The 14,218-nt window shown below is 65.0% G+C and carries 15 protein-coding genes; 14 read left to right on the top strand and 1 reads right to left on the bottom strand.

Going from position 1 to position 14,218, the window contains the following annotated elements:
* The first annotated feature begins 17 nt into the window (after positions 1-17).
* The 3 genes from nusG to rplA all read left to right on the top strand — a co-directional run bounded on the left by nusG (position 18) and on the right by rplA (position 2,063).
* Positions 18-797, top strand: a complete 780-nt coding sequence (gene nusG, locus ACFVUS_RS42515; protein WP_387780838.1) for a transcription termination/antitermination protein NusG — start codon at positions 18-20, stop codon at positions 795-797.
* 41 nt (positions 798-838) lie between these two features.
* Positions 839-1,273, top strand: a complete 435-nt coding sequence (gene rplK, locus ACFVUS_RS42510; RefSeq protein ID WP_364642821.1) for a 50S ribosomal protein L11 — start codon at positions 839-841, stop codon at positions 1,271-1,273.
* Between the two features lie 79 nt (positions 1,274-1,352).
* Positions 1,353-2,063 carry a 50S ribosomal protein L1 gene (rplA, locus tag ACFVUS_RS42505; RefSeq protein WP_364642819.1) on the top strand — a complete coding sequence of 237 codons (711 nt, stop codon included), beginning with the start codon at positions 1,353-1,355 and terminating at the stop codon, positions 2,061-2,063.
* Positions 2,064-2,140: 77 nt separating this feature from the next.
* Here rplA and ACFVUS_RS42500 read toward each other — a convergent pair whose 3' ends face one another.
* On the bottom strand, positions 2,141-2,407 hold the full coding sequence (locus ACFVUS_RS42500) for a hypothetical protein (protein WP_387780834.1): 267 nt from the start codon (positions 2,405-2,407) through the stop codon (positions 2,141-2,143).
* A 371-nt stretch (positions 2,408-2,778) separates the two neighbouring features.
* On the opposite strand from ACFVUS_RS42500, the gene rplJ reads away from it, so the two are divergent.
* The 11 genes from rplJ to ACFVUS_RS42445 all read left to right on the top strand — a co-directional run bounded on the left by rplJ (position 2,779) and on the right by ACFVUS_RS42445 (position 14,072).
* Positions 2,779-3,345 (top strand): 50S ribosomal protein L10, encoded by a 567-nt coding sequence (gene rplJ / locus ACFVUS_RS42495; RefSeq protein ID WP_364642815.1) that lies wholly within the window; start codon positions 2,779-2,781, stop codon positions 3,343-3,345.
* Positions 3,346-3,408: 63 nt separating this feature from the next.
* A complete protein-coding gene (rplL, locus tag ACFVUS_RS42490) occupies positions 3,409-3,786 on the top strand; it encodes a 50S ribosomal protein L7/L12 (protein WP_387780831.1) in 378 nt (125 codons plus the stop codon).
* 328 nt (positions 3,787-4,114) lie between these two features.
* Entirely contained in the window at positions 4,115-5,173 is a 1,059-nt protein-coding gene (locus ACFVUS_RS42485) for an ABC transporter ATP-binding protein (protein ID WP_364642811.1), read from the top strand.
* 97 nt (positions 5,174-5,270) lie between these two features.
* The gene (locus tag ACFVUS_RS42480; protein ID WP_364642997.1) at positions 5,271-5,978 is read left to right on the top strand and encodes an ABC transporter permease; all 708 of its coding nucleotides are present in this window, start codon (positions 5,271-5,273) and stop codon (positions 5,976-5,978) included.
* Between the two features lie 3 nt (positions 5,979-5,981).
* A complete protein-coding gene (locus tag ACFVUS_RS42475) occupies positions 5,982-6,848 on the top strand; it encodes an MlaE family ABC transporter permease (protein WP_387780828.1) in 867 nt (288 codons plus the stop codon).
* A complete protein-coding gene (locus tag ACFVUS_RS42470; RefSeq protein WP_387780825.1) occupies positions 6,845-8,200 on the top strand; it encodes an MCE family protein in 1,356 nt (451 codons plus the stop codon). Before ACFVUS_RS42475 ends, ACFVUS_RS42470 begins: the two co-directional genes overlap by 4 nt.
* Positions 8,197-9,285, top strand: coding sequence for an MCE family protein (locus tag ACFVUS_RS42465; protein ID WP_387780822.1), 1,089 nt, complete (start codon positions 8,197-8,199; stop codon positions 9,283-9,285). Before ACFVUS_RS42470 ends, ACFVUS_RS42465 begins: the two co-directional genes overlap by 4 nt.
* Positions 9,285-10,292 carry an MCE family protein gene (locus ACFVUS_RS42460; protein WP_387780819.1) on the top strand — a complete coding sequence of 336 codons (1,008 nt, stop codon included), beginning with the start codon at positions 9,285-9,287 and terminating at the stop codon, positions 10,290-10,292. Before ACFVUS_RS42465 ends, ACFVUS_RS42460 begins: the two co-directional genes overlap by 1 nt.
* 2 nt (positions 10,293-10,294) lie before the next feature.
* Entirely contained in the window at positions 10,295-11,554 is a 1,260-nt protein-coding gene (locus tag ACFVUS_RS42455) for an MCE family protein (RefSeq protein ID WP_387780816.1), read from the top strand.
* Positions 11,551-12,813, top strand: coding sequence for an MCE family protein (locus tag ACFVUS_RS42450; RefSeq protein WP_387780813.1), 1,263 nt, complete (start codon positions 11,551-11,553; stop codon positions 12,811-12,813). Before ACFVUS_RS42455 ends, ACFVUS_RS42450 begins: the two co-directional genes overlap by 4 nt.
* The gene (locus ACFVUS_RS42445) at positions 12,810-14,072 is read left to right on the top strand and encodes an MlaD family protein (protein ID WP_387780810.1); all 1,263 of its coding nucleotides are present in this window, start codon (positions 12,810-12,812) and stop codon (positions 14,070-14,072) included. Before ACFVUS_RS42450 ends, ACFVUS_RS42445 begins: the two co-directional genes overlap by 4 nt.
* Positions 14,073-14,218: the final 146 nt, after the last annotated feature.

Here is a 14,218-nt window from a genome sequence, read left to right as displayed (position 1 = left end):
AGGAAGCGAGTGCCCCAGTGAGCACCCCGGAGAACGGCACAACCGACGAATTCCAGGTCGACGAGCTGGTGGAGGAGACCACCGACGTCGATGAATTCGTGGACCCCGCCGACACGGAGGACGCTGAGCCGACCGCCGAAGAGCTGGCCGCACCCGTCGATGCCGAGCCCGCCGATCCCGTCGCCGAAATGAAGGCCGCGCTGCGTCGCGCCCCCGGTGACTGGTACGTGATCCACTCCTACGCCGGTTACGAGAACAAGGTGAAGACCAATCTCGAGACCCGCGTGCAGAACCTCGGTCTCGAGGACTACATCTTCCAGGTCGAGGTTCCGACCGAAGAGGTCACCGAGATCAAGAACGGCCAGCGCAAGAACGTCAATCGCAAGGTGCTGCCGGGTTACATCCTGGTCCGCATGGAGCTGAACGACGAGTCCTGGGGCGCGGTCCGCAATACCCCCGGTGTGACCGGTTTCGTCGGCGCCACCTCGCGCCCGTCGCCGCTGTCCATCGACGATGTGGTGAAGTTCCTGGTCCCGGCCGCCAAGCAGCAGAAGCCCACCGCGGCAACCGCTTCCGGCTCCGGCGAGACCTCGGGCGAGACCCCGATCATCAAGCCCACCATCGATGTGGACTTCGAGGTCGGCGAGTCCGTCACGGTCATGGACGGTCCGTTCGCCACCCTTCCGGCCAGCATTTCCGAGATCAATGCCGAGCAGCAGAAGCTCAAGGTGCTCGTCTCGATCTTCGGCCGTGAGACCCCGGTCGAGCTGGCGTTCACTCAGGTCGCCAAGATCTGACACCGACTTGCAAACCGCAAGAACCTAACCAAGGAAGAAAGATGCCCCCGAAGAAGAAGAAGGTCTCTGGGCTTATCAAGCTCCAGATCAAGGCCGGTGCGGCCAATCCGGCTCCGCCCGTCGGCCCCGCGCTGGGTCAGCACGGCGTCAACATCATGGAGTTCTGCAAGGCTTACAACGCCGCGACCGAGTCGCAGCGCGGGAACATCATCCCGGTCGAGATCACGGTCTACGAAGATCGTTCTTTCGATTTCAAGCTGAAGACCCCGCCTGCCTCGCAGCTGCTGCTCAAGGCCGCCGGTGTGCAGAAGGGCTCCGCCGAGCCGCACCGCAACAAGGTCGCGCAGGTCACCATGGATCAGATCCGTGAGATCGCCAAGACCAAGGCCGAAGATCTGAACGCCAACGATATCGATCAGGCCGCCAAGATCATCGCCGGTACCGCTCGCTCGATGGGTATCACCGTCGCGGAGTAGCCCTTTCGGCTGCAACTCCCGTGGGAGGGCCCGCCTGGCCCGCAAACCACGTCTGAACTTACGAACAGGACAGAACAACATGGCAAAACGAAGCAAGGCTTATCTCGAGGCGGCCGCCAAGGTCGACCGCGACTCGCTGTACGCACCGCTGGCCGCCGCGCGGCTCGCGAAGGAGACCGCCACCACGAAGACCGACGCGACCGTCGAGGTCGCCGTCCGTCTCGGTGTCGATCCCCGCAAGGCCGACCAGATGGTCCGTGGCACCGTCAACCTGCCGCACGGCACCGGTAAGACCGCCCGCGTCATCGTGTTCGCCGTCGGTGACAAGGCCGCCGAGGCCGAGGCCGCTGGTGCGGACGCCGTTGGCGCCGAGGACCTGATCGAGCGCATCCAGGGCGGTTGGCTGGACTTCGACGCCGCGATCGCCACCCCGGATCAGATGGCCAAGGTCGGTCGTATCGCTCGCGTGCTGGGCCCGCGTGGCCTGATGCCGAACCCGAAGACCGGCACCGTCACCCCCGATGTGACCAAGGCCGTCAACGACATCAAGGGCGGCAAGATCAACTTCCGCGTCGACAAGCAGGCCAACCTGCACTTCGTCATCGGCAAGGCGTCCTTCGACGACAAGAAGCTGGCGGAGAACTACGGCGCCGCCCTCGACGAGATCCTGCGCGTCAAGCCCTCCACCGCGAAGGGCCGCTACCTCAAGAAGGTGACGTTCTCGACGAACACCGGACCGGGCATCCCGGTGGATCCGAACCGCACCCGCAACTTCGCCGAAGAAGACTGATTTCTTCGACGGGCGAGCGTAGCAACGCACAAGCCTGAAGGGCCGGTACAGGGAATCCTGTACCGGCCCTTCGCTTTTCAGAGATCGTGCAGATTGCAGAGTGCGCTGCCGGGATTCACCCCGCACAGCAGCTTGGCGATCAGCGCGGGCAGCGGATTGACGAACGCGGTGGATCCGGCCTGGAGCAGGCTGGAACCGGCGTCGACTCCGGCGGAACCGGTGCCCTTCGGCGGCAGGACGACGTCGGCGTTCGCCGGGGCGGCCGCCATTCCCGCGATACCGACGCAAAGTGCCGCTGCGGCAAGGGTTTTGGTGAGCTTCTGGCTCATGGTGGTGACCTCCATGCTGGGTTGGTCGAACCCTAGCCGCGCTCCGGAAAATTGAAATACCTCAGTTTCACTGGCTTGTGAGGGGACCCGTTTTGGCGGATAGATGCACGTCCGCTATGCTGGTCCACGGTCACCGACCTGTTCGATGACCACCCAATCGTTCTACCGAAGACCGTTGGTTGCTGCCGCGAGGCAGTCGAAGGTCCAGCGATACTGCTGGCGGCCCACGCAGGGAGAGCCGAGGTTGGGAAACCACTGCGAGTCAATCGCCTTGTGTTTCTTCTGCGCCCCGGGACTCTGCGTCCGCGGGGCGTTTGCTTTATCGCTGGCCCCTGGCGGAAGTCGGTAGTTCATCACGAACCGACCATCCAGAGAGGAGGCGAAGTATGGCAAACGCAGAGAAGGTCACCGCGGTAGCGGAGATCACGGAGCAGTTCAAGAGCTCGACGGCGACTGTTGTCACGGAATACCGTGGCCTGTCGGTCAGCAAGATCACCGAGCTGCGTCGTGCGCTCGGCAGCAATGTCAGCTACTCCGTCGCCAAGAACACCCTGGTCAAGCGTGCCGCCGCTGAGGCGGGCGTCGAAGGCCTGGATGACTTGTTCGTCGGTCCGACCGCCATCACCTTCATCAAGGGTGAGCCGGTCGACGCCGCGAAGGCGCTCAAGGCCTTCGCCAAGGACAACAAGGCGCTGATCATCAAGGGCGGCTACATGGACGGCGTCGCGCTGTCCGTTGCCGAAGTTGAGCGGATCGCCGACCTGGAGTCCCGCGAGGTCCTGCTGGCCAAGCTGGCCGGCGCCATGAAGGGCAACCTGTCGAAGGCCGCGGCGCTGTTCGCAGCCCCCGGCAACCAGCTTGCCCGCCTGTTCGCAGCGCTCGAGGAGAAGAAGGCGAACGAGGGTGGCGCTGCCGCCCCCGCCGCCGAGGCTCCCGCGGCCGACGCCGAATAAGTCACCACCCCAAACCTATTCGTCACCGCTCGCGCGGGGATGAACCACCGAAAGGAAACATCAATGGCTAACGTTGACGAGCTGCTCGAAACCTTCTCCGGCATGACCCTGCTCGAGCTCTCCGAGTTCGTGAAGGCGTTCGAGGACAAGTTCGAGGTCACCGCGGCTGCCCCCGTGGCCGTCGCCGCCGCCGGTGGCGCTGCCCCGGTCGAGGCCGCCGAAGAGCAGGACGAGTTCGATGTTGTCATCGAGTCGGCCGGCGACAAGAAGATCCAGGTCATCAAGGTCGTTCGCGAGATCGTCTCCGGCCTGGGCCTGAAGGAAGCCAAGGACCTCGTCGAGAGCGCCCCGAAGGCCATCCTGGAGAAGGTCAACAAGGAGGCCGCCGAGGCCGCCAAGGCCAAGCTCGAAGAGGCCGGCGCCAAGATCACCGTCAAGTAATTCTTGCCGGTATCCCCGAGGGGCTGCGGAGTTGGTGTGGGGGCTTCCCCCACACCCCCGAGAACCCAAGGATGCAGTATTTGAAAAGAGCGGTTCCCCTTGGGGGACCGCTCTTTTCGCGTATTCGAGTCCTCGTAATAACGTCGTTATTGCCCGCTCCGGAATGTTTCGTTACTGACCGGTCAGGTCTCGGTGTCCGAGACGGGGCTTATGCGATACAGTGACCGGACCTACTGTGATGCGCCACACCGCGCAATGCATCAGTGCAATTAGTGCAAGTGAGGGTCGCCGCAGTGGGGCGCTCGTCGGAGAAATTGTGGAGGTTGGCGTGGGCGTCGAGGTCAGGACCGAAGGCATCACCAAGTCGTTCGGTTCGCAACGGATTTGGCAGGACGTCTCACTGACGCTGCCGTCGGGGGAAGTCAGCGCGTTGCTCGGCCCCTCCGGTACCGGTAAGTCGGTCTTCCTGAAGTCGCTGATCGGCCTGTTGCGGCCGGAGCGCGGTTCCATCTACATCGACGGCACCGATATCACCACCTGCTCCAACAAGGAGCTGTACGAGATTCGTAAGTTGTTCGGCGTTCTGTTCCAGGACGGCGCGCTCTTCGGCTCGATGAACCTGTTCGACAATGTCGCGTTCCCGCTTCGTGAGCACACGAAGAAGAGCGAATCCGATATCAAGAAGATCGTCATGGAGAAGCTCGAGCTCACCGGTCTGCTCGGTGCGGAAGGCAAGCTCCCCGGTGAGATCTCCGGTGGTATGCGCAAGCGCGCCGGCCTGGCCCGCGCCCTGGTGCTGGACCCGCAGATCATCCTGGTCGACGAGCCGGACTCCGGTCTGGATCCCGTTCGTACCACCTATCTTTCGCAGCTGTTGATCGATATCAACGCGCAGATCGACGCGACGATCCTGATCGTCACGCACAACATCAACCTGGCGCGTTCGGTGCCGGACAACATCGGCATGCTGTTCCGCCGCAACCTGGTCATGTTCGGCCCCCGCGAGGTGCTGCTGACCTCGGACGAGCCGGTGGTGAAGCAGTTCCTGAACGGCCGCATGCAGGGCCCGATCGGTATGTCCGAGGAGAAGGACGAATCGCAGATGGCCCGCGAGCAGGCCATGTTCGACGCCGGTCACCACGCCGGTGGCGCGGAAGAGGTCGAGGGCATCATCCCGCAGATGAAGGCGCAGCCGGGTATGCCCGTGCGTGCCGCCGTGGGTCGCCGTCGCGAGCGGGTGCGCCAGATTCTGCACACCCTGCCGCCCGCCGCGCAGGAGGCGATCCGGCACTCCATGGAGGAGAACGGTGACGCCGACACACAGGTGATGCCCGCCTACACGGGCGGGTATGACGCCACCGTTCGCCATAACCTGACTAACGGGTAACATACCGCCCGTGAATCAAACCCTGACGCGGCTGCGCACCCCGGTCGAGTCGGGTCTTGCCCAGGCCGGCAACATCTTCGCGCTCCTATTGGATGTTATGCGCAAGACTTTCCGCCGGCCCTTCCAGTGGCGGGAATTCATCGAACAGTCGTGGTTCATCGCGAGTGTTTCGATCCTTCCCGCCGCCCTGGTGGCAATCCCGTTCGGCGCAGTAGTCGCCCTGCAGACCGGCTCGCTCATCAAGCAGCTCGGCGCAGAAGCGTTCACCGGTGCCACCAGCGTGCTCGCAACGGTTCAGCAAGCCGCACCGGTGGTCACCGCCCTCATCATCGCGGGCGCCGCCGGTTCCGCCGTGGCCGCCGATCTCGGCTCGCGCACCATTCGCGAGGAGATCGACGCCATGGAGGTCCTCGGCATCGATCCCATTCAGCGCCTGGTGGTTCCGCGCGTGCTCGGCATGATGCTGGTCGCGCTGCTCATGAACGGCTTGGTCGCGGTCGTCGGCATCTGCGGCGGCTATTTCTTCAATGTGGGTCTGCAGGGCGGTACGCCCGGCGCCTATCTGGCATCGTTCTCCGCGCTCGCCCAGTTGCCCGACCTTTGGATCGGCGAGATCAAGGCCCTCATCTTCGGACTCGTGGCCGGCGTCATCGCCGCCTACAAGGGTCTGCATCCAAAAGGGGGACCGAAAGGAGTAGGTGACGCCGTGAACCAGTCCGTGGTTATCACGTTCCTGGTGCTGTTCTTCCTGAACCTGGTGCTGACCCTGATTTACCTTCAGGTCGTCCCGGCCAAGGGCGCGTGATCCATGGTTGTTTCGCAGCGCACCAACGCGATTCAGCGGGGGGCGCGCCGGTTCTCCGGTGTCGTCAAAGCGCCCGTCAACCTGGTCGACCGCGCGGGCGATCAGATGTCGTTCTACACCCGGGCCGTCACCTCGATCCCGAAGACGCTCGTGCACTACCGCAAGGAGGTCATGCGGCTGCTGGCCGAGGTGACCTTCGGTTCGGGTGCGCTGGCGGTCATCGGCGGCACCATCGGCGTCATCGTCTTCATGTCGGCGTCGGTCGGCGTGGTGGTCGGACTGCAGGGTTTCAAGGCCCTGGATTCGCTGGGTTCCGGTGTGCTCACCGGCTTCCTGACCGGGTACATCAACACCCGTGAACTCGCGCCCCTCGTTGCGGCGCTGGCACTTTCGGCCACGGTCGGTTGTGGTTTCACCGCGCAATTGGGCGCCATGCGCATCTCCGAGGAGATCGACGCGCTCGAGGTGATGGCGGTGCCCGGTGTGCCGTTCCTGGTGACCACGCGCGTCATCGCGGGCTTCATGGCGGTGATTCCGCTCTACATCGTCGGCCTGCTGGGCACGTATGTGGCCTCGCGGTTGATCAGTATCTACTTCAACGGGCAGTCGAGTGGTTCCTATGACCACTACTTCCAATTGTTCCTGCCACCCGAAGATGTCATCTATTCATTCCTGAAGGTGCTCGTCTTCGCGTTCGTCATCATCCTGGTGCACTGCTACTACGGCTTCAATGCCAGTGGCGGCCCTGCGGGCGTGGGTGTGGCGGTGGGTCGCGCGGTGCGCGCCGCCATCGTGCTGATCAATGTGCTCGATTTCTTCCTCAGCCTTGCCATTTGGGGCACGACCACGACGGTGCGGGTGGCCGGATGAGTAATCCAGAGCGCGTGCTTTTCTGGCGACGGACCGAGAAGCTGCGCAAGCGCACCATGGGCGTGCTGTTCTTCGTGGTCGTCGCGGTGTTCCTGTGGGGCACCATCGCCATCTACAACAAGCAGTTCGTGGACACCGTCCGGGTGAACCTGCTGACCGATACCGTCGGAAACGCCTTGACCCGCAACGCGGATGTGAAGGTCCGCGGTGTGACGGTCGGCGAGGTGCGCTCCAGTTCCTATGACGGCCATCAGGTGAAGCTGGACCTGGCGCTGGATCCGGCCAAGGCCGACAAGATCCCCGCCAATGTCACCGCGCGCCTGCTGCCCAAGACCCTCTTCGGTGAGCGCTATGTCGAATTGGTGTGGCCGGAGCAGCCGGACGGCAAATTCATCACCGAGGGCATGACCCTGCATCAGGACACCAGCGGGCACGCCATCGAGGTGAGCCAGCTGCTCGATCATCTGCTGCCGCTGCTGCAGGCGCTGCCGCCGCAGTACCTGGCCTCCACGCTGGGCGCGATCTCGCAGGCGCTGCAGGGGCAGGGCACCGAACTCGGCAAGACCATCGATCGCCTGGACGACATCTTCACCCAGGTGAATACCGAACTGCCTACGCTGCAAGAGGATTTGAAGAGCTTCGCCGATGTGGCCGCGGTGTATTCCGATGCCGCACCGCAATTGGTGGACGCGCTGGACAATCTGCGCACCACCAACGCGACCATCATCCAGAAGCGGCCGCAGATCGATCAGATGCTGGCCACGCTGACCCCCAGCTCCGCGGATCTGGCGGATTTCCTGCAGGCCAACCGCGACAACATCATCGATGTGGCGGCGGATTCGCGGCCCGCGCTGGAAGCGCTGGCCAAGTATTCGCCCGGCTACACCTGCGCGCTGAAGAACTTCGCGCAGATGAAGCCGCGCATCGACGAACTGTTCGGCAAGGGCACCGATCTGCCCGGTTCACGCGTGACGGTGGAGATCGTCAACCCGCGCGGCCGCTACGTGCCCAACCAGGACGAGCCGCGCTGGTTCGATCCCCGTGGCGCCATGTGCATTCCGGAGTACCCGCTCACCGTGGATCCGGGCCAGTACACCAATGGTTCGGCCAATGACGGCTCCTACCAGCCGCCCAGCCGCACCCCCGGTGATCAGGCCATCGGGCTCATGCCCGCGCCGCAGTACAAGGTGTTCGGCCCGCACGCGCCGACCACCGCCGGATCTCCGCAGGAGCAGCAGACGCTGAACACGATCTACGGTGCGGCCAACGGTGTTTCACCGGAGCAGGTGCCCAGCTGGATGTCGCGCATCGCGGCCCCGGCCTTCCGCGGCAGCGAGGTGACCATCCGATGAGGGACCTGCTGCGCGGACTCGGCGGCACGCTGACCAAGCTGATCATCTTCATCGTGGTGACGGTGCTCGCGACCGGCATGCTGGCGCTGACCATCGCCAACTACGGTGGCGGCGGCACCAAGTTCAATGCCCGCTTCACCGATGTGACCTCGCTGAATCCCGGTGACGAGGTGCGCATCGCCGGTGTGCGCGTCGGCAAGGTGACCAAGGTCGCCATTGTCGACAAGCGGCTGGCGAACGTGGAATTCGAAGTGACGGACCGCAATTGGCTGCCCGCCTCGACCACCGCGACCATCAAGTACCGGAACCTGGTCGGCCAGCGCTATATCGCGCTGGAACAGGGTGCGGGGGAGCAGGGGCGCAAGCTCAACAAGGGCGGCACCATCGCGCTCGAGCACACCAAGCCCGCGCTGAATCTGACCGAGCTGTTCAACGGTTTCCGGCCGCTGTTCCAGACGCTCACCCCGGATGATGTGAACAAGCTGTCCTACAACATCATTCAGGTGTTCCAGGGCGAGAAGGGCACCATCACCGATCTGGTCGCCAATACCGCCGCGCTGACCAACAAGCTCGCCGACAAGGACGCCGTCATCGGTGAGGTGGTCAAGAACCTCAACGCCATCCTGGACGCGGTGAATCAGCATGACGGACAGCTGGATCAGCTGATCGTCAATACCGAAGCGCTGGTCACCGGATTGAACGCGGATCGCGGCACCATCGGCTCCGCGGTCACCTCGCTCGGCAATCTGGCCTCGGCCACCGCCGATCTGCTGGTGCCGGTGCGGCCGAACCTGCAGGGTGCCATCGCGGGCCTGAACCAGTTGACCGGAACGCTGAACGATCGTTCGGACGAGGTCAACGAGGGTCTGGCGAATCTGCCGATCAAGATGGACAAGCTGGGTCGCGCCGCGAGCTACGGCTCCTGGTTCCAGTTCTACCTGTGCGGTATCGACATCGTCGCGGGTCCGGGCACGGCCGACGCGCCGCAGCTGAATCTGCCTCCGGCGATCCAGAACATGCCGACCGTCAATCAGCCGATCTACACGAATCCGGCTCCCCGCTGCCATGGAAAGGGAGGCCGCTGATGGATGACCGGGTCGTGCTCGGTAAGCGCAGTCCGGCGTTCATGGGCGGGCTGGGCCTGGTCATGGTGCTGTTGGTGACCATGTCCGCGTTCAGCCTCGACAAGCTGCCCATCCTGGGCGCCGGAACCAAATACACCGCCGAATTCTCCGAGGCCGCGGGCCTGAAGAAGGGCAATGAGGTCCGCATCGCGGGCGTCAAGGTCGGCCAGGTGCAGGATGTGCGCCTGGACGGCGACAAGGTGCTGGTCGACTTCCGCACCCAGGACGCCTGGATCGGCAATGAGACCACCGCGTCCATCCAGATCAAGACGCTGCTCGGGCAGAAGTATCTGGCGCTCGATCCCAAGGGCGCGAATCCGGCCGATCCCTCGGACGCGATTCCGCTGTCCCGCACCGTATCTCCCTACGATGTGGTGGACGCGTTCAGCGATGCCGCCGCCGATATCGAGGACACCAAGACCGATCAGCTGGCGCAGAGCTTCCGGGTGCTCTCGGAGGCCTTCTCCGGCACCCCGGCCGATATCCGCGGTTCCATCGACGGTGTCGCCCGGCTCTCGGAGACCATCGCCAAGCGCGATGACCAGCTCAAGAAGCTGTTCGGCGCGACCAAGAAGACCACCCAGGTGCTCGCGGACCGCAATGCCGAATTCGAGCGGCTCATCGGCAACGGCGGGCAGCTGCTCGCCGAGCTGAATATGCGTCAGCAGTCCATCGCGCAGCTGTTGTCGGGCGCGAAAACCATTGCGGCCGAACTGAGCGCGCTGGTGCACGACAACGAGGAACAGATCGGCCCGGCGCTGACCAACCTGCGCAAGACCATCGATCTGCTGAACGCGAACCAGGCGAACATCTCCAAGACGCTCACCCTGGCGGCTCCGTTCTACGGCCTCTACGCGAACGTGCTGGGCACCGGCCGCTGGTTCGACGCGGTGATCACCAACCTGATCCCGCCCGCCCTGCCCGATGTGCCGGGCGACCGTGCGCCGATCCGAAAGATGGGAGGCTAGCGATGGCGACCAATCCGCTGACCGCCCTTAAGGCGTCCAGTACCAAGAGCAAGCTCATCGCCGGTGTGGCCGTACTTGCCGTGCTCGCCGCCGGACTGGTGTGGTGGGGGCTGGACAAGCTCAACACCACCACCATCACCGCGTACTTCGACAAGTCGGTCGGCATCTACGAGGGTTCGGACGTCCGCATCCTCGGCGTGCCGGTCGGCAAGGTCGCCTCGGTGACCCCCGAAGGTGAGCAGGTCAAGGTCGTGCTGCACGTCGACCGCAAATACGACGTGCCCGCCGACGCCAAGGCCGCGCAGATCACCCCGTCGGTGGTCTCGGACCGGTACATCCAGCTCGCGCCCGCCTACAAGGGCGGTCCGAAGATGGGGCGCGACGCCACCATCCCGAAGGATCGCACCGCGACCCCGGTCGAGGTGGATCGGCTGTACAAGAGCATCACCGAACTCTCCGATGCCCTGGGCCCCAACGGCGCGAACAAGGACGGCGCGGTCAACGACCTCGCCCGCACCGCCGCGCAGAACCTCGCCGGTAATGGCGACGCGCTCGCCAACAGCTTCACGCAGCTGTCCAAAGCCGCTGCGACGCTGTCGGATTCACGCACCGACATCTTCGACACGGTGAAGAACCTGCAATCGTTCGTGCGCATGCTCTCCGATAACGACGCGCAGGTGCGGACCTTCAATTCGCAGCTGTCCTCGCTGGCCGGATTCCTGGCCGATGAGCGCCGCGATCTCGGTGACGCGCTCAGCCTGCTGTCCGTCGCGCTCGGCGATGTCGCCCGGTTCATCGACAACAATCGGGAACTGGTGCAGTCCAACGCCGATGCGCTGACCTCGCTCACCAAGACCCTCGCCGATCAGCGCGACGATCTGGCCAAGGCGCTGCCGCTCATCCCGACCGCGCTGAGCAACCTGATCAACGTGCACAACGGCGAGACCGGCACCCTGGACATGCGGCCCAACTTCACCGATCTGCAGAACCCGTTCGGGGTGATCTGCAAGATGCTGGATCTGGGCAAACTGCGACCGGGCGATCCCAAGTTCGACGCCATCTCGCGCCAGCTCAAGCCGATTCTGGACAACTGCGGGATCCTCACCGATCAGCTCACCGCGGGCGTGAAGACGCCGTCGCTGGTGCTGCCGTTCGGCATCCTCAGCGGTGACAATATCCAGCGCAATACGGTGCCGGGCTCGGTGCCGGGCGTGCCGTCCGATCAGCAGCCGCCGTCGACGCAGGAAGGTGGACAGCGATGAGCCGCAAGCGCATTGCCGCTCGGGCACGCACCGCCGCCCTGGCGCGCCGCAGCACCGTCGCGCTCGCGGCGACGCTCGGCGCGGCGACCTTCGCGGTCGCGGGCTGTGGCAACGGCGCCTTCAGCGTGCCGCTGCCCGGCGGCGCGGACGTGGGCGATCACCCCATGCACCTGGATATCCGCTTCTCCGATGTGCTGGACCTGGTTCCGCAGTCGACGGTGAAGGTGGACGGCGTCGCCGTCGGCCGGGTCGACAAGATCGAACTCGCGCCGGACGGCTGGACCGCCAGCATCAAGGCCGTGGTGAACAAATCGGTGAACCTGCCCGCCAACGCGCGGGCCGAGGTGCGCCAGTCCAATCTGCTCGGCGAGAAGTTCGTCGAATTGTCCGCTCCCGCAAACGATCCCGATCAGGCGCGGTTGAAGGACGGTTCCACCATCAAGGTCGAGAACACCCGCACCGCCACCGAGGTGGAGCAGGTGCTGGGCGCGCTCTCCCTGCTGCTCAACGGCGGCGGCGTTGCCCAGCTGCAGCCCATCGTGGTCGAGCTGAACAAGGCCCTGGACGGCCGCGACGCCAAGGTGCGCTCGCTGCTGGAACAGGCCAACACCCTCATCAACGGGTTGAATCAGCAGGTCGACGACATCACCCGCGCGCTGGACGGGCTCAACACCCTCGGCAGCCGGGTCGGTCAGCAGACCGAGCAGATCGGCAAGATCCTCGACGAACTGCCGCAGGGCATCAAAATCCTCAATGAGCAACGGCCGCAACTGATTCAGCTGCTCACCCAGCTGGATCGGGTGGGCCAGGCCGGATTCGACGTCCTGGATCACTCCAAGGAGAACCTGATCACCGACCTGAGCTCGCTGCGGCCCACCCTGCAGGAGCTCGGCAAGTCCGCGGGCGATCTGGTGACCGCGTTCCCGCTCATCCCGACCTATCCGTTCCCGGACGAGGCGATCAAGTCCGCGTTCGGCGGTCAGGTCAACACCTGGCTGTCGGTGGACCTCGAGGTCGGCACCCTGCTGTCGAATCTCGGTGTGGGCAAACCGGATCCGGTGTACCTGCCGCCCAACGGGCGTCAGGTGAACGTCGATCCGAGCAACCCGTACTACAACGGCAACGGACCGCGCGGTGGCTGGCCCACCGTCTCGCTGCTGCCGCTGCCGCCCACCGTGGCCCGCCCGACCGGGGCCCCCGGACCGTTCGATCCGCTGGGATCGATTCTCGACCAGCTGGGAGTGGGTGGTCCGCGATGAGCCGTCTGGTACGCAACCAGCTGATCCTGTTCGTGATCATCGCGGTACTCGGCGTCACCTTCGTCGGCGCCAAGTACGTGCGGCTGAACAATATGCTCGGCTTCGGGCTCTACAAGGTCACGCTGCAGGTCAACAACACCCCCGACCAGCCCGCGGGTACCGGCAACCTGTCCAAGGGCGCGGAGGTCACCTACCGCGGCGTACCCGTCGGCCGGGTCGGCGATCTCGACATCACGCCCGACGGTGTGATCATCACGCTCGAAATGGACTCCGGTAAGCCGAAGGTCCCGCTCAGCGCCAAGGCCGTCATCGCGGACCGCTCCGCCATCGGCGAGCAGTACGTGGATCTGCAGCCCACCGGCAACGGTGCGCCGTACCTGAAGGACGGTTCGGTCATCACCGGCGCGGTGCTGCCCATCCGGGTCGAGGACCTGCTCGCCAGCGTCGACCACTTCGCCCAGACCACCGACCTCGCCGCGCTCAGCACCGCGGTCACCGAACTGGGTAAAGCCTTCGACGGCAAGGGCAATGACCTCAAGGTGCTGGTGGACTCGCTCAACAAGTTCACCGCCACCGGCGTCGACTCGCTGCCGCAGACCCTGGCCCTGATCCGGGACGCGCGCGGCGTGCTCGCCACCCAGGCCCAGCAGGGTCCGGCCATCCGCAACTTCAGCGACGGCCTGGACAAGCTCACCGCACAGCTGCGCTCCAGTGACCCGGATATCCGGCGGCTCATCGGTACCAGCACCAGCGCGGGCGCGCAATTGCAGAAGCTGATCCAGGAATCCGGTCCGGCCCTGACCCAGGACCTGACCAACCTGCGCACGCTGCTGCTCACCATCTCGCCCAAGTTCTACGCGCTCGGACCGGTGCTGCAGATGCTGCCGCTGCTGTCCATCGGCGCGTCCGCGACGGCCCCCGGTGACGGCACCACGCACTTCGGCCTGGTGCTGGAAACCAACAACCCGCCCGCCTGCACCGTCGGCTACGAGGGCACCCAGGCCATCATCGACCAGATGAAGGCGCAGAACCCCAACTTCGACGATTCGCGCGACGATTTCCCCTTCAACACCGAGGCGAAATGCGCCGCGCCGCAAGGCAGTGAGACCGCCGTGCGCGGCGGCGCGCACGCCGAGACGGCCGACCCCAGCGTTCCGCAGCCGTGGGACGACAAGCCCAAGTACGACCCGGAGAAGCTCAACCTGAACCCGGTCGCCAATCAGCTGGCCACGCTCATGGGCGTGACCACCAAGCGGTGACGCGCCGCGCCGTAATCCCGGCCGCGCGTCCGCCGTCAGTACCCCGGCGTGTGCCATCGAACCCCATGGGCCACCCCCCAGGCGGGGGCATGGGCCAAGCGGCCCGGGGGGGGGGGGGGGGGGGAAGGTTGGTGGCGGGGGGTGCC

Source organism: Nocardia sp. NPDC058058 (assembly GCF_042885355.1).
GTDB lineage: Bacteria > Actinomycetota > Actinomycetes > Mycobacteriales > Mycobacteriaceae > Nocardia.
Note: the sequence above shows the minus strand (reverse complement) of the source record. Positions and strands in the feature narration are given on the sequence as shown.

Bases quoted from the DNA above. Each gene is read 5' to 3' on its own strand.
- rplK (WP_364642821.1), top strand. From the start codon at position 839: ATGCCCCCGAAGAAGAAGAAGGTCTCTGGGCTTATCAAGCTCCAGATC.
- rplA (WP_364642819.1), top strand. From the start codon at position 1,353: ATGGCAAAACGAAGCAAGGCTTATCTCGAGGCGGCCGCCAAGGTCGAC.
- ACFVUS_RS42500 (WP_387780834.1), bottom strand. From the start codon at position 2,407: ATGGAGGTCACCACCATGAGCCAGAAGCTCACCAAAACCCTTGCCGCA.
- rplJ (WP_364642815.1), top strand. From the start codon at position 2,779: ATGGCAAACGCAGAGAAGGTCACCGCGGTAGCGGAGATCACGGAGCAG.
- rplL (WP_387780831.1), top strand. From the start codon at position 3,409: ATGGCTAACGTTGACGAGCTGCTCGAAACCTTCTCCGGCATGACCCTG.
- ACFVUS_RS42480 (WP_364642997.1), top strand. From the start codon at position 5,271: ATGCGCAAGACTTTCCGCCGGCCCTTCCAGTGGCGGGAATTCATCGAA.
- ACFVUS_RS42475 (WP_387780828.1), top strand. From the start codon at position 5,982: ATGGTTGTTTCGCAGCGCACCAACGCGATTCAGCGGGGGGCGCGCCGG.
- ACFVUS_RS42470 (WP_387780825.1), top strand. From the start codon at position 6,845: ATGAGTAATCCAGAGCGCGTGCTTTTCTGGCGACGGACCGAGAAGCTG.
- ACFVUS_RS42465 (WP_387780822.1), top strand. From the start codon at position 8,197: ATGAGGGACCTGCTGCGCGGACTCGGCGGCACGCTGACCAAGCTGATC.
- ACFVUS_RS42460 (WP_387780819.1), top strand. From the start codon at position 9,285: ATGGATGACCGGGTCGTGCTCGGTAAGCGCAGTCCGGCGTTCATGGGC.
- ACFVUS_RS42455 (WP_387780816.1), top strand. From the start codon at position 10,295: ATGGCGACCAATCCGCTGACCGCCCTTAAGGCGTCCAGTACCAAGAGC.
- ACFVUS_RS42450 (WP_387780813.1), top strand. From the start codon at position 11,551: ATGAGCCGCAAGCGCATTGCCGCTCGGGCACGCACCGCCGCCCTGGCG.
- ACFVUS_RS42445 (WP_387780810.1), top strand. From the start codon at position 12,810: ATGAGCCGTCTGGTACGCAACCAGCTGATCCTGTTCGTGATCATCGCG.